Genomic DNA, 26,090 nt, shown 5'->3' with positions numbered 1-26,090 from the left:
CGCAATTCTTTTCTCGACACAGTCATCTGTTTCACGAATTTTTAGATTTCTCTAGGAGCCAAAAATGGCAGCAAAAGACGTAGTTTTCGGCGGCGAAGCCCGCGCACGCATGGTTGAAGGCGTGAACATTCTGGCCAACGCGGTCAAGGTGACTCTGGGCCCTAAGGGTCGCAATGTGGTGCTGGAGCGCTCGTTCGGCGCCCCTACCGTGACCAAGGACGGTGTGTCCGTGGCCAAGGAAATCGAACTCAAGGACAAGCTGCAGAACATGGGCGCCCAGCTCGTGAAGGAAGTGGCCTCCAAGACCAGCGACAACGCTGGTGACGGCACCACCACCGCCACGGTGCTGGCACAAGCCATCGTGCGCGAAGGCTTCAAGTACGTGGCCGCTGGCATCAACCCGATGGACCTCAAGCGCGGTATCGACAAGGCTGTGACGGCCCTGGTTGCCGAGCTGAAGAAGGCTTCCAAGCCCACCACCACCTCCAAGGAAATCGCCCAAGTGGGTTCGATCTCCGCCAACTCCGACGAAACCATCGGCAAGCTGATCGCTGACGCCATGGACAAGGTTGGCAAGGAAGGCGTGATCACCGTGGAAGACGGCAAGTCGCTGGACAGCGAACTGGACGTCGTGGAAGGCATGCAGTTTGACCGCGGCTACCTGTCGCCCTACTTCATCAACAACCCCGAAAAGCAATCCGCGATTCTGGACAACCCCTTCGTGCTGCTGTTCGACAAGAAGATCAGCAACATCCGCGACCTGCTGCCCACGCTGGAGCAAGTGGCCAAGGCCGGCCGTCCGCTGCTGATCATTGCCGAAGAAGTCGAAGGCGAAGCCCTGGCTACGCTGGTGGTCAACACGATCCGCGGCATCCTGAAGGTTGTGGCTGTGAAGGCTCCTGGCTTCGGCGACCGCCGCAAGGCCATGCTGGAAGACATCGCCATCCTGACGGGCGGCAAGGTCATCGCTGAAGAAGTGGGCCTGACCCTCGAGAAGGTGACCCTGGCCGACCTGGGCCAGGCCAAGCGCATCGAAGTGGGCAAGGAAAACACCATCATCATCGACGGCGCCGGCGCTGCTGCTGACATCGAAGCCCGCGTGAAGCAAGTGCGCGTGCAGATCGAAGAAGCCACGTCCGACTACGACCGCGAAAAGCTGCAAGAGCGCGTGGCCAAGCTGGCCGGCGGTGTGGCCGTGATCAAGGTCGGCGCTGCCACCGAAGTCGAAATGAAGGAAAAGAAGGCCCGCGTGGAAGACGCACTGCACGCTACCCGTGCAGCGGTGGAAGAAGGCGTTGTGGCTGGCGGCGGCGTGGCGCTGCTGCGTGCCAAGCAAGCCGTGGGCGACTCGATCAAGGGCGACAACGCTGACCAAGACGCCGGTATCAAGCTGGTGCTGAAGGCGGTGGAAGCTCCCCTGCGCGAAATCGTGAACAACGCCGGTGGCGAAGCCTCCGTGGTGGTGAACGCAGTGCTGGCTGGCAAGGGCAACTTTGGCTTCAACGCTGCCAACGACACCTACGGCGACATGCTCGAACTGGGCATTCTGGACCCCACGAAGGTCACCCGCACGGCTCTGCAAAACGCGGCCTCCGTGGCATCGCTGCTGCTGACGACCGAAGCCATGGTTGCAGAAGCACCCAAGGAAGAAGCCGGTGCTGGCGGCGGCATGCCAGACATGGGCGGCATGGGTGGTATGGGCGGCATGGGCATGTAATTGCCAGGCCCCTGCGCAGCGGCCTGGTGCTGACTGCGCAGCCCATCACACAAAAGCCCGCAGGCCTTACGGTCTGCGGGCTTTTTCTTTTTCTACAGGGCCAACTCAAGACGCTGGCATGCCGTGGCTTTACTCCCCGCTGGGTTGCACCCACCAGTAAATCAGCACCAGGGTGCCGATACCGGTGAGCGACAGCAGTTGCCACCAGCCAGAACGGCCAATGTCATGCAAGCGTCGAGCCCCCACGGCCAGCGCAGGCAGCAGCAGGGCCAGGGCGGCAATGCCGTAAAGCACCTGACTGATCATGGTGGCAATCACCAGCACCCCGAACTGGAACAAAGCAAACCACCAGAACTCGGAACGTGGCGCACGGCCCGAAAACCCTGCGTACTGCGCAAAGCAGCTTTTGACAGCCGAAACAAAATCCATAGCGAACTCCCTCTCTTGAACAATCATTGCTTGGTCACGGGTTACCCCGCGTGGCCATGATAGGGGGGCGCTACGACAAGTCCAGCGGGCTTGGCGTGCACAGCAGCCTCGCTGTGCCGCCAATGCCACGCGACGAGGCGTCAATTGCTCTTATTTTTATAGCTATCAGTGCATATTGCACTAGCGCATCCAGCGGTTTTCGCTACCAATCCCGCTGCAGCGACCGCTCAAGCCGCTTTGCGCAGCGCCTGGGTGTCACGCGCCAGTTGCGTGATGCGCGCCCAGTCGCCCGCACGCACTGCATCGGTGGGCGTGAGCCAAGAGCCACCCACGCAGCGCACGTTGGGCAGCGCCAGGTAATTGGGGGCGGTGGCATTGGTGATGCCACCCGTGGGGCAAAAGCTCACCTGACCAAACGGGCTGGCCCAGGACTTGAGCAGCGGAATCCCCCCCACGGCCTCGGCCGGGAACAGCTTGAGGAACGAGAACCCATCGGCCAGCGCCGCCATGATCTCGCTCGACGTGGCCACGCCGGGCAGCAGCGGCAGGTTCAGGCCCTTGCAGGCGCTGCCCACGGCCGAGGTGTAGCCAGGGCTCACGGCAAACCGCGCGCCGGCTTCGCTCGCGCGGCGGGCGTCATCGGCGTTGAGCACGGTACCCACGCCCACCACGGCTTCGGGCAGGTGGCGCGCAATGGTTTCAATGGCGGGCAGGCCCGCAGCGGTGCGCAGCGTGACTTCCAGCACCTTCACACCCCCAGCCAGCAGTGCTTCCGCCAGGGGCAGCGCGTCTTCCACGCGGTCGATCACGATGACGGGGATGACAGGGCCGTGGCTGGCGATGTCGAGCGGGTTCATGGGGGCGGGTGTTGTGGTTACAGCCATGTACAGGCTCCTTGTTCGGCACCGCCTGCGTGGCGGCGAAAGTTGGTGAAGAGTTCGCGGCCGAAGCCGGTCGGTGCAGGGGCGTTGTAGGGTGCCAGGGCGCGTGCCGCCCACTCGGCGTCATCCACCAGCACATCGAGCGTGCCAGCCACCGCATCCACCCGCACGATGTCGCCATCGCGCACCTTGGCCAGCGGGCCCCCGGCCAGTGCCTCGGGCGTGACGTGGATGGCAGCGGGTACGCGGCCCGACGCGCCGCTCATGCGGCCATCGGTAACCAGCGCCACCTTGAAGCCCTGGTTCTGCAGCACCGCCAGCGGCGGCGTGAGCTTGTGCAGCTCAGGCATGCCATTGGCCTGCGGGCCCTGAAAGCGCACCACGGCCACCATGTCCTGGTTCACCTCGCCCGCACTGAAAGCGGCGAGCAAGGCCTCTTGCGAATCGAATACACGGGCCGGGGCCTGGACGACGTGGCGGTCTTCGGGCACGGCAGACACCTTGATCACCGCACGGCCCAGGCGACCTTGCAGAAGGCGCAGGCCGCCCGTGGGCGAGAAGGGCTCACTCACGGGGCGCAGCACCGAGGTGTCGCCCGACACGGCGGGCGCGCTCTTGCCGCCATCGGCAATACCGCCTGCGTTCACGCTCATCACATCGGGGTGCATGAAGCCCCCCGCCAGCAGCTCGCGCAGGATCCACGCCGGGCCGCCTGCCGCCTGGAACTGGTTCACATCGGCATCGCCATTGGGGTACACGCGGGCCAGCAGCGGCACCACGGACGAGAGTTCGTCAAAGTCCGTCCAGTCAATCAGAATGCCCGCGCTGCGCGCAATGGCGACCCAGTGGATCAGATGGTTGGTGGAGCCACCTGTGGCCAGCAGCGCCACCATGGCGTTGACGATGCAGCGCTCGTCCACCAGCTTGCCAATGGGTGTGAAGCGGCTGCCGCGCTTGCCGATGTCGAGCACCGTGCGCAGCGCCTGGCGGGTGAAGGCCTCGCGCGCTTCGGTGCCAGGCGCTTCAAACGCCGCGCCGGGCACATGCAGGCCCATGGCTTCGAGCAGCATCTGATTGCTGTTGGCCGTGCCGTAGAAGGTGCAGGTGCCAGGGCTGTGGTACGCGGCGGACTCGGCCTTGAGCAGCTCTTCGCGGCCCACCAGGCCTTGTGCGTACTGCTCGCGCACCTTGGATTTGTCTTTGTTCGACAGGCCCGTGCCCATGGGGCCTGCGGGCACAAACACGCAGGGCAGGTGGCCGTAGTGCAGCGCACCGATCAGCAGGCCCGGCACGATCTTGTCGCACACGCCCAGCAGCAGCGCACCATCGAACACATCGTGGGACAGCGCTACCGCCGTGGCCATGGCAATGGCATCGCGGGAGAACAGCGACAGCTCCATGCCGGGCGTACCCTGCGTCACGCCGTCGCACATCGCAGGCACACCGCCGGCCACTTGCACCGTCGCGCCGTGCTGGGCAGCTTCGTCGCGCAAAACGGCAGGGTAACTCTGGTAGGGCTGGTGGGCTGACAACATGTCGTTGTAGGCCGTGACCACGCCGATGTTGGGCGCCTTTTCGACGGTGACCTTGAACTTGTCCGAGCCCGGCAGCGCCGCATAGGCGTGGGCCAGGTTGGCGCAGCCCATGCGGTCTTGCGCGGGCTTGCGGGCGATCATGGCGTCAACGCCGGCAAGGTAAGCGCCGCGGGTGTCTGCGCTGCGCTGGACAATGCGCTCGGTCACGCGCGCTACAACTGGGTGCATGGAAGTCTCCATCGGTGGGTGGCTCGGCCCCAGGCCGGTGTGCCTGGCGCCTGTTATCTGAGGCCCTAAAATGTAACTCGATAACCACCTCGCTTCAACCCATGACCCTGCAAACTCTACCCGTGCCGCCGTCCGAACTGGGCGAATCCCCCTTCTGGCACCCCCAGGAGCAACAGCTCTACTGGTGCGACATCCAGGGCTTTGCGGTGCATGCGTGGAGCCCCAGCACCGGCCAGCATCGCCAATGGCCCATGCCCAGCGAGCCCGGCTGCTGCGCCCCTGCGGCGGGCGGCGGCTTGGTAATCGGGTTACGAAACGGTTTCTATCTTCTGGACACGGCGAAGGACAGCGCGGACCCCACCGCCCTCACCTGCCTGGCCCTGCTGCCACCTGAGCAGCACGACACCGCTGTGCTGCGCCTGAATGATGGCCGGTGCGACACCGCAGGCCGCTTCTGGGCGGGCTCGGTCATCACGCCCCGCACTGCGCCTGATGCCGCGTTGTGGTGCCTGCAGGCCGACCCGGCCAGCGCCACCGGCTACAGCGTGCGCCACATGGCGGGCGACAACTTCACCGCCAACGGCCTGGCCTTCAGCACCGACAACCGCACGATGTACTGGTCGAACACGCCCGAGCACCGCATTGACCGGTTTGACTTTGATGTGGGCACGGGCGCAATCACCAACCGCCGCCTCTGGGTGCAGTTTGACCGCAAGGTGGAAGGCCAGCCCTACGGCGGCAGGCCCGATGGCGCGGCGGTGGATGTAGAGGGGAACTACTGGGTGGCGATGTACGAAGGGGCGTGTGTGCTGCAGCTCTCGCCAGCGGGTGAAGTGCTGCAGCGCATTGCCGCGCCCGTGCAGTGCCCGACCATGGTGTGTTTTGGGGGGGAGGATTTGCGGACGTTGTACATCACGTCGGCAAGGGCCGGGAGGCCGGTGGAGGAGCAGGAGGCGAAGACTCCTGCGGGATCGCTGTTCAGCGTGCGCGCGAAGGCGCAGGGACTACCGGTGAATTTCTTCGCAGGCTGAGTGCGTGGTACGGGATTCTGCTCAGGGAGAGAGGTGCCGGGCTTCGGGTTTGGGCCCAAAGCGGATAGTCAACGCCTTGGTTACAGAGCAAAAATACGTCCGGCCATGGCCGCAAAGAACGCTGCAAGGTTAACGGTAAGTAAGGCGAATAGCGTCCGCCGAAATCTGAACCCTGACAAGGCGCACACGAGCAGTGTTGCACTAACGGAGAGGAGAAACGCACCACCGGTGTACGCGGCTACTCCGTGCAGAACGTTAACCTGTAAAGGGGCGCTACGCGATCCTCCCTCGGCAAGTTCTCCGGTTTGCAAGGCGATGACTCCTGCACTACCCGACATAGCGGCGAGCATAAGAAGGATCGCTTTCCCGCCTATCCGCTCAAATGCCGACGATGGCCTCTCAGGTTGTGACAGCCCGTCTGTGCCTTGGCTCATGTCGTTTCCTCTTCCAAGATCAATGGCCGCTTCTGGCCGATAGCCATCATTCTTACTCACACCCCTCCCAGCGCCCCCAACACGTCATAACACGCCCCCATGTTGTGATAGTCCACCTTCCCCGCATTGCACTTCTCGCGGGTGGTGTGGCGGTTGTCGCGGTGCAGGATGCGAAACCATGCGCCGTGTTCGTGGTCCACAAAATGCGCCCAGCAGTAGGTCCAGATGCGGCCGTACCACTGCCAGTAGCGTTCATCGCCCGTGCGCACAGCCAGCACGGCAGCGGCGGCCATGCTCTCGGCCTGCACCCAGTGGTATTTGCCGTCGTCGCAGATGCTGCCGTCGGGCTCCATGCCGTAGTACAGGCCGCCGTGTTCGGCATCCCAACCGCGCTCTACGGCGGCATCGAACAGGCGCTGTGCACATGGCAGGTGCCAGTCGGCGGGCAGCAAGGCATCGAGTTGCAGCAGCAGCTTGGCCCATTCGGTCTGGTGGCCGACTTGATAGCCCCAGGGGCGGAAGATGTTGCTGCGGTCGTGGCGGTTGTAGTCCCAGTCCACCGACCAGTCGGCATGGAAGTGCTCCCACACCCAACCTTCGGCTGCGGGCGCAAGGGCGCGTGTGGACAACGCGGCCTGCCGCTGGCAGATGCCTTGCGCCAGTTGTTCGGCACGCTCGATGTAGCGGCACTCTCCCGTGGTGCGAAAGGCCGAGATCAGGGCCTCGCAGGCGTGCATGTTGGCGTTCTGGCCCCGGTAGCTGGTGAGCTGCCAATCGGGGCTTGCTTCGTCGGCATACAGGCCTGCGGTGGGTTGCCAGAAGTGATGTTCGGCAGTGTCAAACGCCTGGGCCAGCCACTCGCGTGCCTCGGGCACTCCGGCCTCGTAAGCGCGGGCACAGGCCAGCATCACAAAGGCCATGCCGTAGCAGTGGAGTGCGGCGTCTTGTACGGTGGCACGGCCATCCTGCCAGTCGATCAGCCACGCATAGCCGCCCGTCGCGGGGTCGAGGAATGCGGAGCGCAAAAACTGCAGCGCGTGCTGCATGCCCGCCTGGTAGCGTGCCTCACCCGTGGTGCGGTAAAGCATGGCGTGCGTGACCACAAAACGGGTGGCGCTGACGAGATGGCGGGTGCGCGTGTTGTAGACCGTGCCGTCGTCCAGAAAGAAGTGGAACTGCCCGCCGCTCGGGTCGGTGGCCACGGGGGCATAGAACGCCATGGTGTCACGCAGATGCTGGCGCAAAAAGGCAGCGGACCGGAAGTCCGGCAGGGGCGGAATCGCCATGGGGTGTGTCTCCTGATGCATTGGCTGTCGGCCAGCAACCGTGCCGGTTTCTGCCGGTGGGGCGCCCGGTCTTCCGCCAGAGCTACCCCAAGGACTGTGCTGTGCCGTGAGGGTCAGGCACGGTTGCGCAGCAGGCCCAGCAGGCCAGCGGTGGAGCCATCGAGCCCCGCCACATCACCGCTCTCCAGCCGGGCCTCCAGGTCCTTGGCCAGCACCTTGCCCAGTTCCACGCCCCACTGGTCAAAGCTGTTGATGCCCCACAGGCTGCCACTCACAAAAACGCGGTGCTCCTGCAGTGCAATCAGCGCGCCCAGCGATGTGGGGGTGAGTGATTCGAGCAGCATCAGCGTGCTGGGGCGGTTGCCCGGGAAGTGTCGGTGGCCGTCGTCGCTGGCCTTGCCCACCATCAGCGCCTGCGTTTGCGCCAGCGCGTTGGCCAGCAGCTTTTGCTGGTGGCCGGGCAGCGGGTGCGAGGCCTTGCGCACGGCCACGATCTCCAGTGGTAACACGTCGGCGCCCTGGTGCAGCATCTGGAAGAACGCATGCTGGCCGTTGGTGCCGGGCTCGCCCCACAGCACGGGAGAGGTCACGCAGGCGAGCGTGCTGCCGTCTTGCGCCACACGTTTGCCGTTGCTCTCCATCTCCAACTGCTGCAAGTAGGCCGAGTAGCGCCCCAGCCCTGCGTGGTAGGGCGCGATGCAGCGGCTGGTAAAGCCGTGGAAGTTGCGGTACCAGACATCCAACAGGCCCAGGCGCACAGGCAGGTTCTGCGCGAGTGGCGCGGTGCGGAAGTGTTCGTCCATGGCATGCGCGCCAGCGAGGAATTCACGGAAGCCCTGCGCACCAATCGCGATGGCGATCGGCAGGCCAATCGCCGACCAGAGCGAGTAGCGGCCGCCCACCCAGTCCCAAAAGCCGAAGGTGGTGGTGATGCCAAGCGCACCTGCAGCTTCGATGTTGGTGGTCAGCGCAGCAAAGTGGCGTGCCACATCGCGCCCGCCCTGGGCGGCAAACCACGCCAGGGCCGAGCGCGCGTTGGTCATGGTCTCAGCCGTGGTGAAGGTTTTGGACGCCACCAGGAACAGCGTGCTCTCGGGCCGCAGACCCTTGAGCACGTGGTACAGCTCGTACCCGTCCACGTTCGAGACAAAGTGAAAGCGCTTGCCGGGGATGCGGAACTCTTCCAGCGCACGCACGGCCATGTGCGGCCCCAGGTCCGACCCGCCGATGCCAATGTTCACCACGTCAGTGATGTCGGCATCGCTGCGCACCTGCTCGGCGTAATGCAGCATGGCATCGAGCGTGTGGTGCACGTCGGCCAGGCGTTGCGCGGTCTCGGGCGCATCACCGGGCAAAGACACGCCCGCAGGGCGGCGCAGCAGCGTGTGCAGCACGGCGCGGTTTTCGGTGGTGTTGATGGCGTCGCCTGCAAACATCGCATCGCGGTGTTGCACCAGGCCGCAGTCGCGGGCCAGGTCCAGCAGCAGAGCTTCGGTGTCGCGGTCCCACAGGTTCTTGGACAGGTCGGCAAATACATGCGGGGCCGACTGGCTGAAGGCTGCAAACCGCTGGGCGTCCTGCGCAAAAGCCTGGCGCATGTCCAGGTGCTGGCCGTGGGAGGCGTAGTGGGCTGCCAACTGAGGCCACAGCGCAGACTGGTCGCAACGGAGAGGCATGGTCATCAAACGGGTAAGGTGAAAAGCGCCGAGATAGTAACTTGATTACAAGACGAAGTGGCCTATTAACAGGTTCTTTTGGGTTACAAGCGGTAGAAACAAGGCACTCTCCTTTGGAAAATCATGTAACGTGATTACAATCCCACGCAACAAAACGAACCACCCCATCACGGAGACACCATGAGTTTTGACCTCGTCCTGTTCGGCGGCACCGGCGACCTCGCCTGGCGCAAGCTCATGCCCGCATTGTTTCAGGCCTTTCGGCATGGCACGCTGCCTGAGGGGGGACGCATCATCGCGGTGGCACGCGACGACCTGAGCGACGAACAATACCGCAGCCTGATCCAGTCGCGGTTCGACAGCGTGGAGCTGGCCAAGCGCCCTAGTCCGGACGAGTTTGCACGCTTTGCCGCGCTGCTGCACTACCTGCGCATGGACCTGTCCCAAACCCAGGACTACGAGCGCCTGGCCGATACCCTGAAGGCGCGCGGCGCCGACTCGGTGGTGATGTATGTGGCCACAGCTCCCAGCCTGTTCACCAACGTGTGCGAGCAGATCGCCGCCGTGGGCCTGAACGGCCCCACCACCCGCGTGGTGCTGGAAAAACCTCTGGGCCACGACCTGCAGTCCAACCAGGCCATCAACGACACGCTGCGCCGCGTGCTGAAGGAAGAGCAGGTCTTTCGCATCGACCACTACCTGGGCAAGCCCTCGGTGCAGAACCTGTTTGCGCTGCGTTTTGGCAACGCACTGTTTGAGCCCCTGTGGCGGCGCGAGAACATTGCCAACATCCAGATCACGATTGCCGAGGAGCTGGGTGTGGAGTCGCGCGGCGCGTTCTACGACCAGACCGGCGCACTGCGCGACATGGTGCAGAACCACGCCCTGCAGCTGCTGTGCGCGATCGGCATGGAGCCCCCCATCAACTCCAGCGCCAACGCCATCCGCGACGAAAAGCTCAAGGTGCTGCAGTCGCTCAAGCCCTGGACGCTGGAGACCATCGGCCAGCACGTGATCCGTGGGCAGTACGCGGCCGGCAACCACCAGGGCCAGCCCGTGCCCGGCTACGCGCAAGAGAAAGGCGTGGCCGCCAGCAGCACCACCGAAACCTTTGTGGCACTGCGCACCGAGATCAGCAACTGGCGCTGGGCGGGTGTGCCGTTTTACATCCGCACCGGCAAGCGGCTGGCGGGGCGCGATGCGCACATCGTCATCAACTTCCGCCCGGTGCCACACCCCATCTTCAAGACCCCTGCGGGCGCCGCCAACCGCCTGGTGATCAACCTGCAGCCCAAGGACGGGCTGGAGCTGCACCTGATGGCCCAGGGCGCTGCGCAGCACCAGACCGAACCAGCCCTGTCGCAGGTGCACCTGAACCTGGACTTTGACCAGCGCTTTGGCACCGAGCGTGTGGGCGCATACGAGCGCCTGCTGCTCGATGTGATCGCTGGCCGCCTGAACCTGTTTGTGCGCAGCGACGAGCAGGAAGAAGCCTGGCGCTGGGTGGAACCCATCCTGCAATACTGGAAAAACGACCCTGCAGGCCCCCGCCCCTACCCCGCTGGCAGCTGGGGCCCGCGTGCCGCGAGCGCGATGATTGCGCGCGACGGGTACTGCTGGAGCGAGGAGATGTGAGGCCGGCGGCCGCCTCGTCTTGGCTTCTCTTTTCACCGTCACCACCCGCCAATCCGGCGGGATCCACCCTGCGCCCGAGGCACCGGGGCACCGGGGCCTGTTGATACCCCTCGCAGGCCCCCCCGTAGACAGGCGCTTGGCGCGCACTACGCACCCGCCAGCTGCGCCCGGGCTTCGCGCCTGAAATCAGTGGGGCGTTGGCCGGTGCGCTTCTTGAAGAAGCGTCCGAAGTAGGCCTCATCCTCAAAGCCCAGTTCGGCCGCAATCTGCTTGACCGAGAGGGATGAATACACCAGCTCCCGCTGGGCCTCATGCACCACGCGGGCGTTGACCACCTCCTGGGCGGAGACTCCCAGCACCTCGCGGCACAGCCGCGAGAGCTGCCCCACAGAGATCCCGAGCGCATCCGCGTACGCGTGCACCGGTGTGTGCTGGCGCACGTTCGTGTCCAACAGGGCGCGAAACCGCTCTATCTGCACCGCCTTGCGCGAAGGCACCGCCTCGGGCAGCGCTGCCGAAGTCTGCGCTAGGCGGGCAATCTGCACGAACAGCGCCACCAGCAGGGGCATGCCTGCAGCGCGCACGCCGCCGTCCACATGGGCCTCCTGCCCGATCACCTCGAACAGGGGCTGCAGCGCCTGGGCATGGCGCCCCGCCGGATCCACCGGGAGCACCAGGGGGCGGCGGATGTGCTCCAGCAACTCCGGTGCCGCCAGCGCGGCCAGTGACTCCAGGGGCTTTTGCGCAGCCGTGATCACCGGGCCGTCCGTGCCCGGGTGAAAGCTGAACCCATGCACGGTGCGCGCAGGCACCACCACCAGGCACGGAGGATGCAGCGGCCAGCGTTTGCCATCCATCAGCGCGCTACCGCCTTCACCGCCTGCCGTCAGGTACAGCACCTGAATCAGCCCTTCGTGAAAGTGCAGGTCAATCTCCCAGCCAAACAGGCTGGAGCGCTCCGGCACCCGCTCCAGATGCACGAGATCAGCCCAGGCAGGCGCGGCGTCCTGCGTGCCGTAGAGCGCGAACTGGCGCACGGTGCCGGGTTCGGTTCTCATGGTTTCTACCCATCCTTTATTGCCATCGATGCACGAATTGTCCTGCTCATGGCCCGGTTTGTCGATTGAGAAAGCAGGCATGTTGCGGGATGCTTCACCCCATCACAACAAGGAGACAGCAGCCCATGAACCACAGCGACAACCGCATCGCCCCCGATGACTTTTCTCCTGCGCAATGCGCTGACTGGCTGGGCCTGAATGGGCGCGTCTGCGTGGTCACCGGCGCGGGCAGCGGCATCGGAGCGGCTATTGCAGAGTCATTGGCAGCGGTGGGAGCACGGGTAGCCCTGGTGGACCGCGACGGCGATGCGGCCCGGCAGATGGCCACGCGACTGGGCACACAGGGAGGCCATGCACTCGCCGTGGCCTGCGACATCACCGACGAAAATGCCGTGTCCGCCGCAGCCACACAAGTGCGCGAAAGCCTGGGGCCCGCCGCCGTGCTGATCAACAATGCGGGCCTGCTTCGTCCAGGCAGCCTCGACAGCGTATCGCTGGCCGACTGGAATGCCGTGCTGGCCGTCAACCTCACGGGTTACCTGTTGTGCTCGCGGGCCTTTGGGCAGGACATGCTGCATGCGGGCCGGGGTTCACTGGTGCATGTGGCCTCGGTATCGGCCCTGCACCCGCAGACCGCCAGCGGCGCCTACAGCGCCAGCAAGGCGGGGGTGCTTCTGCTGTCGCGCCAGTTGGCAGCCGAGTGGGGCCCCCGGGGCGTGCGCAGCAACGCCATCTGCCCTGGAATGATCCGCACCGCGCTGTCTGCCCGCTTCTATGAGGAGCCAGGCTTCGAGGCGCGGCGCGCAGCAGCCACGGCCAGCCGCCGCGTCGGCGAGCCCCGGGATATCGCCGAACCCGCGCTGTTCCTCGCCAGCGACCGATCTGCCTACATGAACGGCGCAGAGCTGCTGGTCGATGGCGGCCTGGGCTGCATGTTGATGGACATGGTGCCGCGCCCGGGCTTCAACCGCACACCGGCCCCAGCCACCTGACGCGCACCGCCCCGCACGGCGCCCCCTCACCAGAACCCACGCACCAAGCCCCACTGGTGCAGGCCGCCGCATGGGCAATGCCCAGCGCCCCCTGCACATACGCCCCCCTCAACAAGGAGACTGCAACATGAACCCTGCCAACCCTTCCTCCAGCCAGGAACTGACATGCGACCTGCTGGTCGTGGGCTCCGGCGCCGGCGGCCTGTCCACCGCCATCGCGGCCAGGAAACACGGACTGGATGTCATCGTGATCGAAAAGGCAACCTGCTTCGGAGGCACCACTGCCTTCTCAGGCGGGGTGCTCTGGATCCCCGGCAACACCCAATGTGCTGCACCAGACACCCGCGAGGCCATGCGCACCTACATGAAGGACCAGACGGGGCCGTTCTACCAAGCCGACGCTGTCGACGCCTTCCTGGACCATGCGCCCGAAATGGTGGCCTGGTTCGAGCGCGAGACTGCCGTGCGCTTCGTGCCCACGCTCTACCCCGACTACCACCCCGACGCACCAGGGGGCGCTGCCATTGGCCGCTCGATCCTGGCCGCGCCTTATGACGCGAGCCAGCTGGGGCCAGAGCTGGCACGGCTGCGCCCGCCGCTGTCCACGATCACCTTCGTGGGCATGATGTTCAACTCGTCGAACGCCGACCTCAAGCATTTCTTCCGCGCCACCAAATCGGTGGTATCGGCTGCCTATGTGGCACGGCGCCTGGGGGGCCACCTGCTGGACCTGCTGCGCTACCGCCGGGGCGTGCAAGTGACCAGTGGCAACGCCCTGGCTGCGCGCCTGGCCAAGACCTGTTTCGACCTGGGCATTCCGATCCACACGGAGGCCGAAGCGCGCGAACTGCTGCAAGCTGACGACCGCGTGACCGGCGCACGCGTGCACACGCCCCGGGGCGAACGACGCATCCGCACCCGCCGGGGCGTGGTGCTGGCCTGCGGCGGCTACCCCCACGATGTGGCCCGCATCACCCAGCGCTACCCGCACCTGGCGAGCGGTGGCGAGCACCTCTCGCCTGTGCCCGCAGAGAACACCGGCGATGGCCTGCGCCTGGGTGCGCAGGTCGGTGGGCAAGTGGATGAGCGCTTTGACGGCGTGGGCGCAGCCGCCTGGATGCCGGTGTCGCGCGTGCCCCTGAGCCAAGGCCGCACGGGGGTGTTTCCGCACCTGCTGGACCGCTACAAGCCCGGCATCATCGGGGTGCTGCGCAACGGGCGGCGTTTCACCAACGAGTCCCATTCGTACCACGACGTGGGCGCTGCCATGATCGAGGCCTGCCGCGACCAGGGCGAAACCGCCATGTGGCTGCTGTGCGACCAGGCCACGCTGTCCAAATACGGCCTGGGCTATGCCAAGCCCGCGCCCATGCCCGTGGGCGGCCTGATTCGCAAGGGCTATCTCTTCAAGGGCCGCACGCTGGCCGACCTGGCCCAGGCCGCTGGCATCGACCCCGAGGGGCTGGAAGCCACCGTGCGCGAGTACAACGCTGGCGCGCGCACCGGCGAGGACCGCCAGTTCGGGCGCGGCACCACGGCCTTCAACCGCTACCTGGCCGACCCCGACCAGCAGCCCAACCCCTGCGTGGCCCCTATTGGTGCCGGCCCTTATTACGCCGTCAAGGTCGTCATGGGCGACCTGGGCACCTTCGAGGGCCTGCGCACCACCACCGAAGGCCAGGTGCTGCGTGCCGACGGGCAGGCCGTACCCGGGCTGTACGCCGTGGGCAACGACCGCACCAGCATCATGGGCGGCAACTACCCTGGTGCCGGCATCACGCTGGGGCCGGCCATGACCTTTGGCTGGATCACCGGCCGCCACGTAGCGGGCGCATGGCCGCCAGGCCAGCGCACAGCGCCCACCCGCAAGGAGGCCTGCCATGCCGCATGAGCCCTTGGCCAAGACCCTGGTGGACCACCGCATCTACACCATCCGCCTGCGCAAGATGGGCGAGTTCCTGGAGGTGTTCAACCGCATGGCCATGCCCGTGCTGATGGACACGCTGGCACACCCCGTGGGGTTTTACGTCAGCCAGGTCGGCCCCTTGAACCAGTTCGTGCACCTGTGGGCCTACGAAGACCTGGCCGACTACGAGCGCCGCTGCCAGGCCCGCGACAGCCACCCAGCGTTTCCCGCCTACCTGGCAGCGTCCGAGCACCTGATCGTGGCGCAGGAAACGCGCCTTGTCCGCGCAACGCCCATGCCGGGCTGGAGGACGCACCAGCCCTGAAGCAACACCCGCCCTGCCCCATTGCGCCCACCAGCCACCACAGACAACATCAACGGAGACAAACCATGCATATCCCATCCCTTCGCACCTTCATCACCCGTCGCAACCTGCTGCTGCGCGCCAGCGCCGCAGCCTGCCTGGCCGCCACCACGGGCGCCAGCCTGGCCCAGCCCCCAGCGTGGCCGAGCAAGCCCATCCGGCTGGTCGTGGGCTTTCCGGCTGGCGGTACCACCGACGTGATGGCCCGCGTCGCAGGCGCGGCACTGAGCAAGTCGCTCGGCCAGCCCGTCGTGGTGGACAACAAGCCGGGGGCCAGCGGCAACCTGGGCGTGATGGAAACCAGCAAGGCCGCACCCGATGGCCACACGCTGATGGTGGCCCCCATCTCGGTGCAGACGGCCAACCCCTTCCTGTTCAAGCCTGCACTGAACCCCGAGCGCGACCTGCGCCCCGTAGCCAGCCTGGGCTACGCCCAGCTCTACCTCGTGGCCAAGAAGGGGCTGCCTGTGCAAAGCGCCAACGACCTGGTGGCCATGGCCAAGGCGGCGCCTGGCAAGCTCAGCTATGCCTCCGGGGGGGCTGGCACCCAGATGCATCTGGTGGGCGAACTCTTCAAGCAGCAGGCGGGATTTGACGCCGTGCATGTGCCCTACCGGGGCGCGGCACCGGCGCTGCAGGACATCCTGGCCGGGCAGGTGGACTACTACTTCGACCCGGCCACCGGCTTTCAGCACATCCGCGAAGGCCGTGCAAGGCTGCTGGCCGTGACGGGCACCAAGCGCTCGACCTTCTTCCCGGAAGCCCCCACCCTGACCGAGCTGGGCATCAAGGGCGTGGAGCTGGGCAACTGGTTTGGCGTGTTTGCGCCCGCAGGCACGCCCAGCGACATCGTGAACCGACTGGCCAGCGAGATCGCCAAGGCGGTCGCCCTGCCGGAGGTGAAAAGCCGCTTTGCCGACCTGGGGGCCGAACCCATCGTGCAGGACGCCACCACCTTCCAGCAGACCATCGGGGCAGAAACGCAGCTCCTGTCAGCGCTCATCAAGGAACGCCGCATCGCCGTGGACTGAGCGCAGGACAACGAAGGAGAACCTGTGCCGGTCAGGCCGGCCCGACCAGCTCGATCGGCAACCCGTCCGGGTCGGCAAAAAAGGTGAACAGCGCCCCGGTGAACGGGTCCGTGCGCACCGGCTCCACGACCACGCCATGTGCCGCCAGGGCAGCGACACTGGCCGCCATGTCGGCCACGCGCAGGGCCAAGTGGCGCAGGCCACAGGCCTCGGGGTAGGACGGGCGCGCAGGCGGTTCGGGAAAGGAAAACAGCTCCACCTGCGTGCCATCATGCAGTTGCAGGTCGAGCTTGTACGACTGCCGCTCGGCGCGGTAGTGCTCGTGCACCACCTGCAGGCCCAGCACCTCGGTGTAGAAGCGGCGGGAGCGGGCGTAATCGCTGGCGATGATGGCCACATGGTGCACACCGGTGGGCCGGAGCATGGGCGGTGGTGCGCTGTTGCTGCTCATGCGTCCGAGCCCGCAATGTCCAGCGCACGCGATGCGCCAAACAGCGCGGGCGTGGCGCTGGGGTCGATGACCCAGCAGGGAATCGTCGCCAGGTAGGACTGGAAGCGCCCTTTGGATTCAAACCGTGCGCGGAACGGGGACTGGTCAAACCACATGCCCAGGCGCGGCACCATGCCGCCGCCGATGAACACGCCGCCGCGCGCACCCAGCGTGAGCGCCAGGTTGCCCGCCACGCTGCCCAGAAAGCCGCAGAACAGCTCCAGCGCCTCCAGCGCCAGCGGGTCGTTGGCCTGCAGCGCCAGCTCGGTCACCTGCGCGGCGGAGCTGACTTCCTTGCCACCGCGCTGGGCCAGCCGGCGCAGCGCGTGGTACAGGTCCACCAGCCCGGCGCCACACACGGCGCGCTCGGCCGACACGTGGCCGTAGCGCTCTTGCAGGATGCCCAGCACATCGAACTCGCGCTGGGTCTGCGCGGCCAGCGTGACATGGCCGCCCTCGCCGGACAGCGGCACCCCCAGGCTGGAGCCGGGCGGAAACACCAGGCCCGACACGCCCAGGCCCGTGCCCGGGCCCAGCAGCGCAATCGCAGCGCCCGGCACGGCCACGCCGCCACCCACGGGGCGCAGCTGCTCGGGCGTGAGCAGGGGCAGCGCCAGCGCGAGTGCGGTGAAGTCGTTGATGACCACCAGCCGCTCAAAACCAAACGCCTCGCGCACGGCGCGCTGCGAAAAGCTCCAGCTGTGGTTGGTCATGCGGATGGCGTCCCCCGTGACCGGGTTGGCGATGCCAAACGCAGCTTCGCGCGGGGTGGCGATGTTCACTTCGGCCAGGTAGGTCGCCAGGGCTGCGTCCACCGTGGGGAACTGTGCGCAGGGCAGCACACGGGTGTCGAGCAAGGGACCATCGGGCTGGTCTTGCCAGGCCAGGCGAATGTTGGTGCCGCCAATGTCGGCCAGCAGGCGCAGGGGTGTCATGCGGTGTTTTTAAGCAAAAACAGCTGCTAGCGCCAGTAGAACATGCGCTAGCAGCTATTGTTTCAATAGCAATCAGATTCAACAATCCGGCGGCGGTTGCGCCGCGCAGGTCACGCCAGCCGATTCTCGCTGCTGGCGTCAAACCAGTGGGCGTTGGCTGGCTCTACCGCCAGGCCCACGGCGTCGCCGGGCTGCACGCGGGTCTGGGCATCGGTGCGCAGTGTGACGGTGCCAGCGGCGGTGTCCACCATCACATAGGTGTCGGGGCCCGTGGGCTCCACCACGCTGACCCGGCCGCGCCACGGGGCCGTCTCCTGCATCACCAGGTGCTCGGGGCGCACGCCCAGCAGCACCTCGTTGGCACTGGCGGGGGCGGCCAGGTTCAACGCTGCGCCCTGGATGCCAAACTGCCCGCCGGTGGCGGCACCGCGCAGCAGGTTCATGGTGGGCGAGCCGATGAAGGTGGCCACATAGGTGTTGGCCGGTCGGTTGTAGATGTCGTCCGGCGTTCCCAGCTGCTGCACCACACCGCCCTTCATCACCGCGATGCGCGAGCCCAGCGTCATGGCCTCGACCTGGTCATGCGTGACGTACACGCTGGTGATGCCGCTGGCCTGGTGCAGGCGCTTGATCTCGGCGCGCATCTCCACGCGCAGCTTGGCATCCAGGTTGGACAGCGGCTCGTCGAACAAGAAGAGCTGCGGCTGGCGCGCCAGCGCCCGCCCCATGGCCACACGCTGGCGCTGGCCGCCCGAGAGCTGGCTGGGCCGGCGGTCCAGCAGGTGGCTGATCTGCAGCATGGCGGCCACTTCGTCGATGCGCTTTTGGCGCTCGGCCTTGGGCATCTTGCGCATCTCCAGCGCAAAGCCGATGTTGTCGGCCACGCTCAAGGTGGGGTACAGCGCATAGCTCTGGAACACCATGGCGATGTCGCGGTCGCGCGGGGGCATGCCCACCACGTTCTTGCCGCCAATGCGGATCTCGCCCTCGGTGGGTTCATCCAGCCCCGCAATGATGTTGAGCAGCGTGGACTTGCCGCAGCCCGAGGGGCCGACCAGTATGAGGAACTCGCCGGGCGCGACGTGGATGTCCACCTTGCGCAGCACCTCCACGCTCTTGTCGCCCTTGCCAAAGCGCTTGTTGATGCCTGCAATGTCGAGTGATGACGCCATGATCTTTCCTTAACCTCTTAACCTTTGACGGCGCCAGCGGTGAGGCCGCGCACAAAAAACTTACCCGCCAGCACATAGATCACCATCGTGGGCAGGCCCGCGATGATGGCGGCCGCCATGTCCACGTTGTAGGCCTTCACACTGCTGCTGGTGTTGGCCAGGTTGTTCAGGCCCACGGTGATGGGCTTGGACTCGGTGCCCGAGAACACCACGCCGAACAGAAAGTCGTTCCAGATGTTGGTGAACTGCCAGATCAGCGTGACCATCACGATGGGCGTGGACAGCGGCAGCACGATGCGCCAGAAGATCTGCCAGAAGCTCGCGCCATCCATGCGTGCCGCGTTCACCAACTCCTTGGGGATGGCCGCGTAGTAGTTGCGAAAGAACAGCGTGGTGCCGGCCAGCCCCGCCAGGCAGTGCACCAGCACCAGCCCGGTGATGGAGCTGGACAGCCCCAGCCAGCCCAGCACCTGGCTCATGGGCAGCAGCACGACCTGGAAGGGCATGAACACGCCAAACAGCAGCAGGCCAAACAAGGTGTCGCTGCCGCGAAACTTCCACAGGCTCAGCACATAGCCGTTGAGCGCGCCCCACACGGTGGAGATCAGCACCGCAGGCACGGCCATGGCCACCGAGTTCCAGAAAAACGGGCGCAGGCCGTTGCAGTCCACCCCCGTGCAGGCGCTCTGCCAGGCCGTGCCCCAGGCCGACCAGTTCAGCGCAGCGGGCAGTGCTAACAGCGAGGTGCTGCGAATCTCCTCGGCGTCCTTGAACGAGGTGACCAGCATGGCGTACAGCGGCAGCAGAAAGAACGCGGTGGCCAGGGCCAGCACGCCATAGACCAGCAGGCGGCCCACGGACGGAAACACAGAGGGCTTAGCGGTCATGGGGTTTGCTCCGCAGTTCGCTGTAAAGGTAAGGAATCACCAGGGCCGCGACGGTGGCCAGCATCATGGTGGCGCTGGCCGCGCCCAGGCCAATCTGCCCGCGCGAGAACGACATGGTGTACATGAAGGTGGCGGGCACATCGGTGGCAAAACCGGGGCCGCCCGCGGTCAGCGCCATCACCAGGTCAAAGCTCTTGATGGCCAGGTGCGACAGCACCATGAGCGTGGAGAAGAACACCGGCCGCAGCGCGGGCAGCACGATGCGCCAGTAGATGCGCGGCAGCGACGCACCATCGACCTGCGCGGCCTTGATGATGCTGTCGTCGATGCCGCGCAGCCCGGCCAGGAACAGCGCCATTGCGAAGCCCGCGCTTTGCCAGATGCCGGCGATGACCACGCAGTAGATCGCCATCTCGGTGTCCACCAGCCAGCCAAATTCAAAGTTCGTGAAGCCCCAGTCGCGCACCATCTTTTCGATGCCCAGGCCGGGGTTCAGCAGCCACTTCCAGGCCGTTCCGGTCACCACGAACGACAGCGCCATGGGGTACAGGTAGATGGTGCGCAGCGCGCCCTCGGCGCGGATCTTCTGGTCCAGCAGCACGGCCAGCACCACACCAATCACCAGCGATCCGCCCACATAGCCCACGCCAAAAATGCCCAGGTTCTTCAGGGCGACCCACCAGCGGTCCATCTCCCACAGGCGCTCGTACTGCGCCAGGCCCGCCCATTCGTAGTTGGGCAGCATGCGCGATGCGGTGAGGCTGAGCACGCCGTTCCACACCATGAGGCCATAGATGAAGGCAAAACCCAGCACAAACGCCGGGGTCACCACCAGCCTGGGCAGCCAGGTTTCAAAGGAATTCTTCATTGCTTGCGAATCTCTCTTGCGTACGCACTGCACACGCTGCGCGCGCGGTACGCGGTGTCTCGATCAGTCACTGAATCACCGTTTCACTCATTCACTCACCCACTTTGTGTCACATGAAAAAAGGGGGGTGCGCACAGAGCACCCCCCAATGAACAAAGTGTCTACCTCAAACTAACTCGCTACTCACTCTCTCCCTCTTACCACCACACCTCGTACTGCACGCCCACCAGCGTGCGCGAGGTCTTGCCATTGGCGCCAAAGGTGCCTGCGTTGGCCACAGCCGCCGCTTGATTCCATTTGGCCTTGGTCACGTACAGACGCAGCTCAGGACGCGACCAGAAGTCTTCATTCAGTGCCAGGGCACCCGCCAGCGTGACCTTGGACAGTCGCTGGTCCGGACCACTGCCCTTGCGGGTGGTTGTGGACAGCTCCACCAGGCCCTTGAAGTTCTTTGTGAACGCGTACGAGCCACGGCCGCCCAGCGAGAAGTCCTTGGTCTCCACGCCGGTCAGGTCGGCCTTGTTGGTCTGGTAGCCAATGAGGGCCTGGCCGCCAAACGGGCCGCTTTGCCAGTTGATGGAGTCGGCGATGCGGGTGGCGCGCTTGCCTGCGCTGGTGCCCTCGATGGCCTCAAACTCCCCGTCAATACGCGCATGGCCGCGCGATGTCTGCAGGTACAGCGTGTTGGTGATGCTGGGAAGCAGGAACTCCTTTTGCGTGTGCATCAGCGAGATGCCGGAGCCAGAGCCGCCGCCCACCTGGTTCTTGCCGCCCACGGCGGTCAGCAGCACCCGCAGCTTGCCGCCGGGGTTGGTGTTGATCTCGGACAGGTCGGCGTTGATGCGGTGTGCCTTCACGTTGTTGGGCAGGCCACCGTCAAACTTGTCGCCAGAGAACACGCCCACGCCCAGCTTCATGCCACCCACAGGCACGTCAGTCACACCGGCGCCGATGTTGTCGCCGTAGTTCAGCAGGAAGTAGTCGACGATGTGCACGTCCTGGATCCGCAGGCGGCGCTGGCCCACCCAGAACTTGGCTTCGGGCGAGAACGAGAAGCCGCTCATTTCCACAAACGCCTGTTCGGTGCTGATGTCGCCACTGCCCCACTTGGCGGGCATGTAGTTCACCTTCCAGTTGATGCCGCCGGCCTCGAAGCCCTTGGCGAAGTTGACTTCGATGCCGTTGTCGCCCTCGTTGCCCAGGCGGTATTTCTGCAGCTCGCCGCCCAGCGTCAGGTTGCCCTTGACGCCGTCGGAGTGGTTGAACACCGGGCCACCGCGGGAGTAGCCGTTGAACTCAAAGCCTGCTACGTCCATAGCAAAGGCGCCATTCGCGCATGCGGCGGCCAAAGCCACCGCCGTGAGGCGGTTTCTTGTCTTCATGATGGGATCCCTCTGGGGTTGGTTTTAGTGCGTGTAGGTACGGGTGTCGTACACGGCTTACTTGGTCTTCGCGGCGGCCGCGATCTTCTTCATGGCGTCGGCGACGCTCACCTTGTCGTCGTTCCAGAACTGGCTGACGACATCCTTGATCGCCCCTTCGGTGGCAGGCGCAATCGCCATGCCATGGGCCACGCTGGGCACCAGGCCACCGCTCTTGGCAGTGTCGGCAAAGTCTTTGCTGGACAGCTTGGCGCAGTCGTCAAACTTGTCCATCTTCTGTCCGGTGCGCACGGGGATCGAGCCCTTGTTGAGGTTGAACACCTCCTGGAACTCAGGGCTCATGATGGAGCTGGCCAGGTCGCTCTGCGCCTTCTGCGCTGCTGCGTCCTTGAGCTTGAACAGGATGAACGAGTCCACGTTGAAGGTGAACGCGTTGGCCGTGCCCGGTGCCGCTGCGCACTGGAAGTCCTTGCCCGGCGCCTTGTTGGCCGCGATGAACTCACCCTTGGCCCAGTCGCCCATCAGCTGGAAGCCCGCCTTGCCCTGGATGAGCATGGCCGTGGCCAGGTTCCAGTCGCGGCCGGGAGCGCCCGGGTCGGTGTAGGTCTTGATGCGGCGGAAGGTCTCCAGCGACTTCTTCATGGTGTCGCTGTTGATGGCCTTGTCGTCCAGCTTGACCAGCGCGTCCTGGTAGAACTTGGCACCGCCCACGCCCAGCACCACGGATTCAAAGGTGGTGAAGTCCTGCCAGTTCTGGCCGCCATGGGCCACGGGGATCAGGCCTGCGGCCTTGAGCTTGTCGGCAGCGGCAAAGAACTCATCCCAGGTCTTGGGCATGCTGGCCACGCCAGCCTTCTTGAGCGCATCGGAGCTGGCCCACAGCCAATTCACGCGGTGCACGTTGACCGGGGCGGCCACGTAGCTGCCCTTGTACTTCATCACGTCGGCGACCACCTTGGGCAGCACGTCGTCCCACTTCTCGGTCTTGGCCAGGGCATCGACATTGGCCAGCACGCCTTCGGACGCCCATTCCTGGATGGCCGGGCCCTTGACCTGGGCGGCCGAGGGCGGGTTGCCCGAGATCACGCGGCTCTTGAGCACCGTCATGGCGCTGTCGCCGCCGCCCCCAGCCACGGCAAAGTCGCGCCAGGTGTGGCCCTTGGACTGCATGATCTTCTTGAGCTCGGCGGCCGACTTGGCCTCGCCGCCCGATGTCCAGTAGTGCAGGACCTCGACCTCCCCCGCGCTGGCAGACATCGCGGCCGCCAGGCCCACCGCCAGTGCGGCGATCTTTGTCATCTTCCACATACCCTTGTCTCCTCGACGTTGTTTTCAGAACCCGTTGCTGCGCCGTGATACCGGTGCCGTTCAGCGCAGTCGGTACTTTAATTACAATAATTAATTTAATTCTCAGGGCTTTCCCTGAGAGTCGCAGCGGCCCCACAGAGGGCCCGTTGCAGGGGCCTTTGTTATGCTCAATCCATGGCCACGATACTGATTGTCGAAGACGACGCCCTCCTGCTCGACGCTCTCACCGGCCAGCTCAAGCAACTCGATTACAGCGTCTGCACCGCCAGCAGCGTGGCGCAGGCCATGGCGCTTTTGCAGACGCAGGCGGTGGACGGCATCATCCTGGACCTGGGCCTGCCCGGCGCCGACGGCATGGAGCTGCTGACCTGGGCCCGCGCGCACATCGCCGGCCTGCCCGTGCTGATCCTCACCGCCCGCGACGGCGTCGACGACCGCGTGCTGGGGCTGAACGCCGGGGCCGACGACTACATCACCAAGCCCTTCAACATGCAGGAGCTGCAGGCCCGCCTGCAGGCCATGCTGCGCCGCGCGCGGCAACCCGCCTTCACCCAGGCCAGCAGCGCGGCAGGCACTGCCAGCACCACCATCGGGCCGCTGGTGCTGGACCACGCCAGCCACGCCGCAGCGCTGAACGGCGACCTGCTGGAGCTGACCCAGCGCGAGTGGGAGCTGCTGGAGCTGCTGGCCCACCGCTGCGGCGAAGTCGTCACCCGCGACGACGTGCTGGCCGCCTGGCGCGCCAGCCCGCCCGAGCCCGGCCAAACCGCCGCCCCGCTGAACTCCAATGCGCTGGAGGTGTATGTGCACCGCCTGCGCAAGAAGCTCGACCAGTCCAACCTGGTGATCCGGAATATCCGGGGGCTGGGGTACATGCTGAATAAACCGTGAGCATCCCCCTGAGCGGCTGCACCGCTTCCCCCTTCTCTCGCGCTGTGCGCGGGAAGGGGGACGCCGCCAGCGCGGCGGGGCGGCCCTTGCGCGGCGGCCCTCGCGTGGGCCGTGCCGGTTTTCAACGCAGCGTCGCCTATTTTTGACTGTTGAAACATGCGCCACGTACCTGGGGTCTCTCTTCAACGCAAGCTGCTGCTGTGGCTGCTGCTGCCGCAGCTGGTGCTGTGGCTGTCGGGCGGTTTTCTGGCGTGGCGCATTGCGCTGCAGAACGGCGAGAAGGGCATTGACCAGACGCTGACCCAGTCGGTGCGGGCGCTGGCGCGGCAGATCAAGCCGATTGGCGATGGGCTGCTGGTGGACTTTCCGAAGGCCGCGCAGGACATCCTGGAACAGGACCCGGCCGACCGCATCACCTACATGGTGTCGTCCCCGCCCGGCCGCTTTTTGCTGGGCAACGCGCAGCTGCCGCCACCGCCCGCCCAGGTTGATGTGGCGGTGGGCGAAGCGTTTTTGTACCAGGCACGGGTGGATGACAAACCGGTGCGCGTGGCCTTGCTGGATGTGGACTACGGCACCGCCTCCACCCGCCAGCGCCTGCGCGTGCAGGTGGCCCAGAGCCTCACAGTGCGCGAGCGCATTGCGCAGGAACTGCTGGAGCGCATGGTGTTCCCCATGGGCCTGATGGGCCTGGCCCTGAGCGCAGTGGTGTATGCGGGCGTGCTGCGCGGCTTACAACCCCTCAAGCGCCTGGAGGCGCAGATCGAGCGTGCGGGCGCACTGCCCCACACGGGCACCACGCCGCTGCCGCCCATTGAGCTAACCTCTGCCCCGCAGGAAGTGCATTCGCTGGCCAGCACCATCAACCGCCTGCTGGAGACCGTGGCGCGTGGCCAGCAAAAGGAAAAGCGGTTTCTGAACGACGCTGCCCACCAGCTGCGCACGCCGCTCGCCGGCCTGATCGGCCAGACCGAACTGGCCCTGCATGAGAGCCACGAACCCGCAGTCCAGGCCCGCCTGCAAAAGGTGCTGTCGGCCGCCCAACGCAGCGCCCACCTGGTGCACCAGCTGCTGCAACTGGCGCGCTCGGAGTCGAACGTGGTGATGCAGTCCATCGACCTCGCCGCCCTGGCCCGCGAGGTGGCCCGCGAATGGGCGGCCCGCGCACTGGCCCAGGGCATGGACCTGGGCTACGAGGGTGTGGACCACCTGCCCGCGCAGGGCCACCCGCTGCTGCTGCGCGAGGCGTTGAACAACCTCATCGACAACGCGCTGCACTACGCGGGCCCCGGCGCCACGGTGACGGTGCGCGTGGGCCATGAAGAGCCCGGGCATTGGGCGCTGCTGGTGGTGGAGGACGACGGACCGGGCGTGCCGGCCGAGCACCTGGGCGATCTGTTTGCGCGGTTCTGGCGCGGGTCGGACAAGGCGGGGGGCTGTGGGCTGGGGCTGTCGATCGTGGAAGAGATCGCGCTGCGGCACGGGGGGCGGACAGTGGCGGAAGGGGTGGTGCCGAAGGGGTTGCGGGTGGGGATGCGGCTGCCTGCGGGGTGAGTTTTTGGTGTTTTTGGCTGGATGCGCTAGTGTTTCATACCTTGGCAGCTATGATTTTTATAGTAATCACTCTAGCTACGGGACTGGAGATGGTCGGCGGAAGTTGACGGCTTCATGCGTCTGTTTTGCGCGCTGAGTCTGGGGGCTAGTGCGCATCGAATGGCGTGCCTTCTTTGAGGGCGGAGGCCGGGAGTCGCCCGGCATGCGAGTCCCTTTCTTTCGCGTCGCCGAAAGAAAGGAACCGAAGTAAGGGCGACCCCGCTGTCTGCGTCCCCTGCGCTTCGCTACGGGGCAACCTGCGGTGCTCGGGTTTGGCGGGGTCTCGCTCGAACTCGCTCCGTTTCACTTCGCTCAGACAATCGCGAGCCCTGATCCGCCAAACCCTGCGCTCCTCGGCGCA

22 protein-coding genes are annotated in these 26,090 nt (G+C 65.7%); 9 read left to right on the top strand and 13 right to left on the bottom strand.

Annotation, left to right across the window (positions count from 1 at the left end; all coding sequences use genetic code 11):
• The first annotated feature begins 64 nt into the window (after positions 1–64).
• A complete protein-coding gene (groL, locus tag ISS20_RS10285; protein ID WP_056058489.1) occupies positions 65–1,717 on the top strand; it encodes a chaperonin GroEL in 1,653 nt (550 codons plus the stop codon).
• A gap of 129 nt (positions 1,718–1,846) precedes the next feature.
• Here groL and ISS20_RS10280 read toward each other — a convergent pair whose 3' ends face one another.
• The 3 genes from ISS20_RS10280 to edd form a co-directional block, all read right to left on the bottom strand.
• A complete protein-coding gene (locus ISS20_RS10280) occupies positions 1,847–2,146 on the bottom strand; it encodes a DUF805 domain-containing protein (protein ID WP_056744079.1) in 300 nt (99 codons plus the stop codon).
• 227 nt (positions 2,147–2,373) lie between these two features.
• Positions 2,374–3,030 (bottom strand): bifunctional 4-hydroxy-2-oxoglutarate aldolase/2-dehydro-3-deoxy-phosphogluconate aldolase, encoded by a 657-nt coding sequence (gene eda / locus ISS20_RS10275; protein ID WP_291436255.1) that lies wholly within the window; start codon positions 3,028–3,030, stop codon positions 2,374–2,376.
• On the bottom strand, positions 3,021–4,790 hold the full coding sequence (edd, locus tag ISS20_RS10270; protein ID WP_291436253.1) for a phosphogluconate dehydratase: 1,770 nt from the start codon (positions 4,788–4,790) through the stop codon (positions 3,021–3,023). Before edd ends, eda begins: the two co-directional genes overlap by 10 nt.
• Before the next feature lie 101 nt (positions 4,791–4,891).
• Between edd and ISS20_RS10265 the strand changes: the two genes are divergently transcribed.
• Entirely contained in the window at positions 4,892–5,821 is a 930-nt protein-coding gene (locus tag ISS20_RS10265) for an SMP-30/gluconolactonase/LRE family protein (RefSeq protein ID WP_291436251.1), read from the top strand.
• A gap of 490 nt (positions 5,822–6,311) precedes the next feature.
• Here ISS20_RS10265 and ISS20_RS10260 read toward each other — a convergent pair whose 3' ends face one another.
• Complete coding sequence (locus ISS20_RS10260) at positions 6,312–7,541, bottom strand: AGE family epimerase/isomerase (protein ID WP_291436249.1); 1,230 nt, start codon at positions 7,539–7,541, stop codon at positions 6,312–6,314.
• A gap of 113 nt (positions 7,542–7,654) precedes the next feature.
• A complete protein-coding gene (gene pgi, locus ISS20_RS10255) occupies positions 7,655–9,223 on the bottom strand; it encodes a glucose-6-phosphate isomerase (protein WP_291436247.1) in 1,569 nt (522 codons plus the stop codon).
• A 174-nt stretch (positions 9,224–9,397) separates the two neighbouring features.
• On the opposite strand from pgi, the gene zwf reads away from it, so the two are divergent.
• Positions 9,398–10,852: a glucose-6-phosphate dehydrogenase gene (zwf, locus tag ISS20_RS10250; RefSeq protein WP_291436245.1), complete on the top strand. Its 1,455-nt coding sequence runs from the start codon at positions 9,398–9,400 to the stop codon at positions 10,850–10,852.
• 146 nt (positions 10,853–10,998) lie between these two features.
• Here zwf and ISS20_RS10245 read toward each other — a convergent pair whose 3' ends face one another.
• The gene (locus tag ISS20_RS10245) at positions 10,999–11,910 is read right to left on the bottom strand and encodes a helix-turn-helix domain-containing protein (RefSeq protein ID WP_116748983.1); all 912 of its coding nucleotides are present in this window, start codon (positions 11,908–11,910) and stop codon (positions 10,999–11,001) included.
• 125 nt (positions 11,911–12,035) lie between these two features.
• Here ISS20_RS10245 and ISS20_RS10240 point away from each other — a divergent pair, with 125 nt between their 5' ends.
• The 4 genes from ISS20_RS10240 to ISS20_RS10225 all read left to right on the top strand — a co-directional run bounded on the left by ISS20_RS10240 (position 12,036) and on the right by ISS20_RS10225 (position 16,203).
• The gene (locus ISS20_RS10240; RefSeq protein WP_291436241.1) at positions 12,036–12,902 is read left to right on the top strand and encodes an SDR family oxidoreductase; all 867 of its coding nucleotides are present in this window, start codon (positions 12,036–12,038) and stop codon (positions 12,900–12,902) included.
• 127 nt (positions 12,903–13,029) lie between these two features.
• Positions 13,030–14,793 carry an FAD-dependent oxidoreductase gene (locus tag ISS20_RS10235; RefSeq protein ID WP_291436238.1) on the top strand — a complete coding sequence of 588 codons (1,764 nt, stop codon included), beginning with the start codon at positions 13,030–13,032 and terminating at the stop codon, positions 14,791–14,793.
• Positions 14,783–15,133 (top strand): NIPSNAP family protein, encoded by a 351-nt coding sequence (locus ISS20_RS10230; RefSeq protein ID WP_291436236.1) that lies wholly within the window; start codon positions 14,783–14,785, stop codon positions 15,131–15,133. The genes ISS20_RS10235 and ISS20_RS10230 overlap by 11 nt, the downstream gene beginning before the upstream one ends.
• 65 nt (positions 15,134–15,198) lie before the next feature.
• Complete coding sequence (locus ISS20_RS10225; RefSeq protein ID WP_291436233.1) at positions 15,199–16,203, top strand: tripartite tricarboxylate transporter substrate binding protein; 1,005 nt, start codon at positions 15,199–15,201, stop codon at positions 16,201–16,203.
• A gap of 31 nt (positions 16,204–16,234) precedes the next feature.
• On the opposite strand, the gene ISS20_RS10220 is transcribed toward ISS20_RS10225, so the two are convergent.
• The 7 genes from ISS20_RS10220 to ISS20_RS10190 all read right to left on the bottom strand — a co-directional run bounded on the left by ISS20_RS10220 (position 16,235) and on the right by ISS20_RS10190 (position 23,245).
• A complete protein-coding gene (locus tag ISS20_RS10220) occupies positions 16,235–16,654 on the bottom strand; it encodes a VOC family protein (protein WP_291436231.1) in 420 nt (139 codons plus the stop codon).
• On the bottom strand, positions 16,651–17,628 hold the full coding sequence (gene glk / locus ISS20_RS10215; RefSeq protein WP_291436230.1) for a glucokinase: 978 nt from the start codon (positions 17,626–17,628) through the stop codon (positions 16,651–16,653). Before glk ends, ISS20_RS10220 begins: the two co-directional genes overlap by 4 nt.
• A 110-nt stretch (positions 17,629–17,738) precedes the next feature.
• The gene (locus ISS20_RS10210) at positions 17,739–18,800 is read right to left on the bottom strand and encodes an ABC transporter ATP-binding protein (protein WP_291436228.1); all 1,062 of its coding nucleotides are present in this window, start codon (positions 18,798–18,800) and stop codon (positions 17,739–17,741) included.
• Between the two features lie 17 nt (positions 18,801–18,817).
• A complete protein-coding gene (locus tag ISS20_RS10205) occupies positions 18,818–19,687 on the bottom strand; it encodes a carbohydrate ABC transporter permease (RefSeq protein WP_056744049.1) in 870 nt (289 codons plus the stop codon).
• Positions 19,677–20,555 (bottom strand): sugar ABC transporter permease, encoded by an 879-nt coding sequence (locus tag ISS20_RS10200; RefSeq protein ID WP_015012611.1) that lies wholly within the window; start codon positions 20,553–20,555, stop codon positions 19,677–19,679. Before ISS20_RS10200 ends, ISS20_RS10205 begins: the two co-directional genes overlap by 11 nt.
• A gap of 197 nt (positions 20,556–20,752) precedes the next feature.
• Entirely contained in the window at positions 20,753–21,871 is a 1,119-nt protein-coding gene (locus tag ISS20_RS10195) for a carbohydrate porin (RefSeq protein WP_291436278.1), read from the bottom strand.
• A 123-nt stretch (positions 21,872–21,994) separates the two neighbouring features.
• Entirely contained in the window at positions 21,995–23,245 is a 1,251-nt protein-coding gene (locus ISS20_RS10190; RefSeq protein WP_015012609.1) for an ABC transporter substrate-binding protein, read from the bottom strand.
• Positions 23,246–23,419: 174 nt separating this feature from the next.
• Here ISS20_RS10190 and ISS20_RS10185 point away from each other — a divergent pair, with 174 nt between their 5' ends.
• On the top strand, positions 23,420–24,136 hold the full coding sequence (locus ISS20_RS10185) for a response regulator transcription factor (RefSeq protein WP_291436222.1): 717 nt from the start codon (positions 23,420–23,422) through the stop codon (positions 24,134–24,136).
• Between the two features lie 156 nt (positions 24,137–24,292).
• Complete coding sequence (locus ISS20_RS10180; protein WP_291436220.1) at positions 24,293–25,690, top strand: sensor histidine kinase; 1,398 nt, start codon at positions 24,293–24,295, stop codon at positions 25,688–25,690.
• The last annotated feature ends 400 nt before the right edge of the window (positions 25,691–26,090 follow it).

It is taken from the genome of Acidovorax sp. (genome assembly GCF_016783915.1).
Taxonomy (GTDB): domain Bacteria; phylum Pseudomonadota; class Gammaproteobacteria; order Burkholderiales; family Burkholderiaceae_C; genus Acidovorax.
This window is presented reverse-complemented; position numbering and strand designations above follow the sequence as displayed.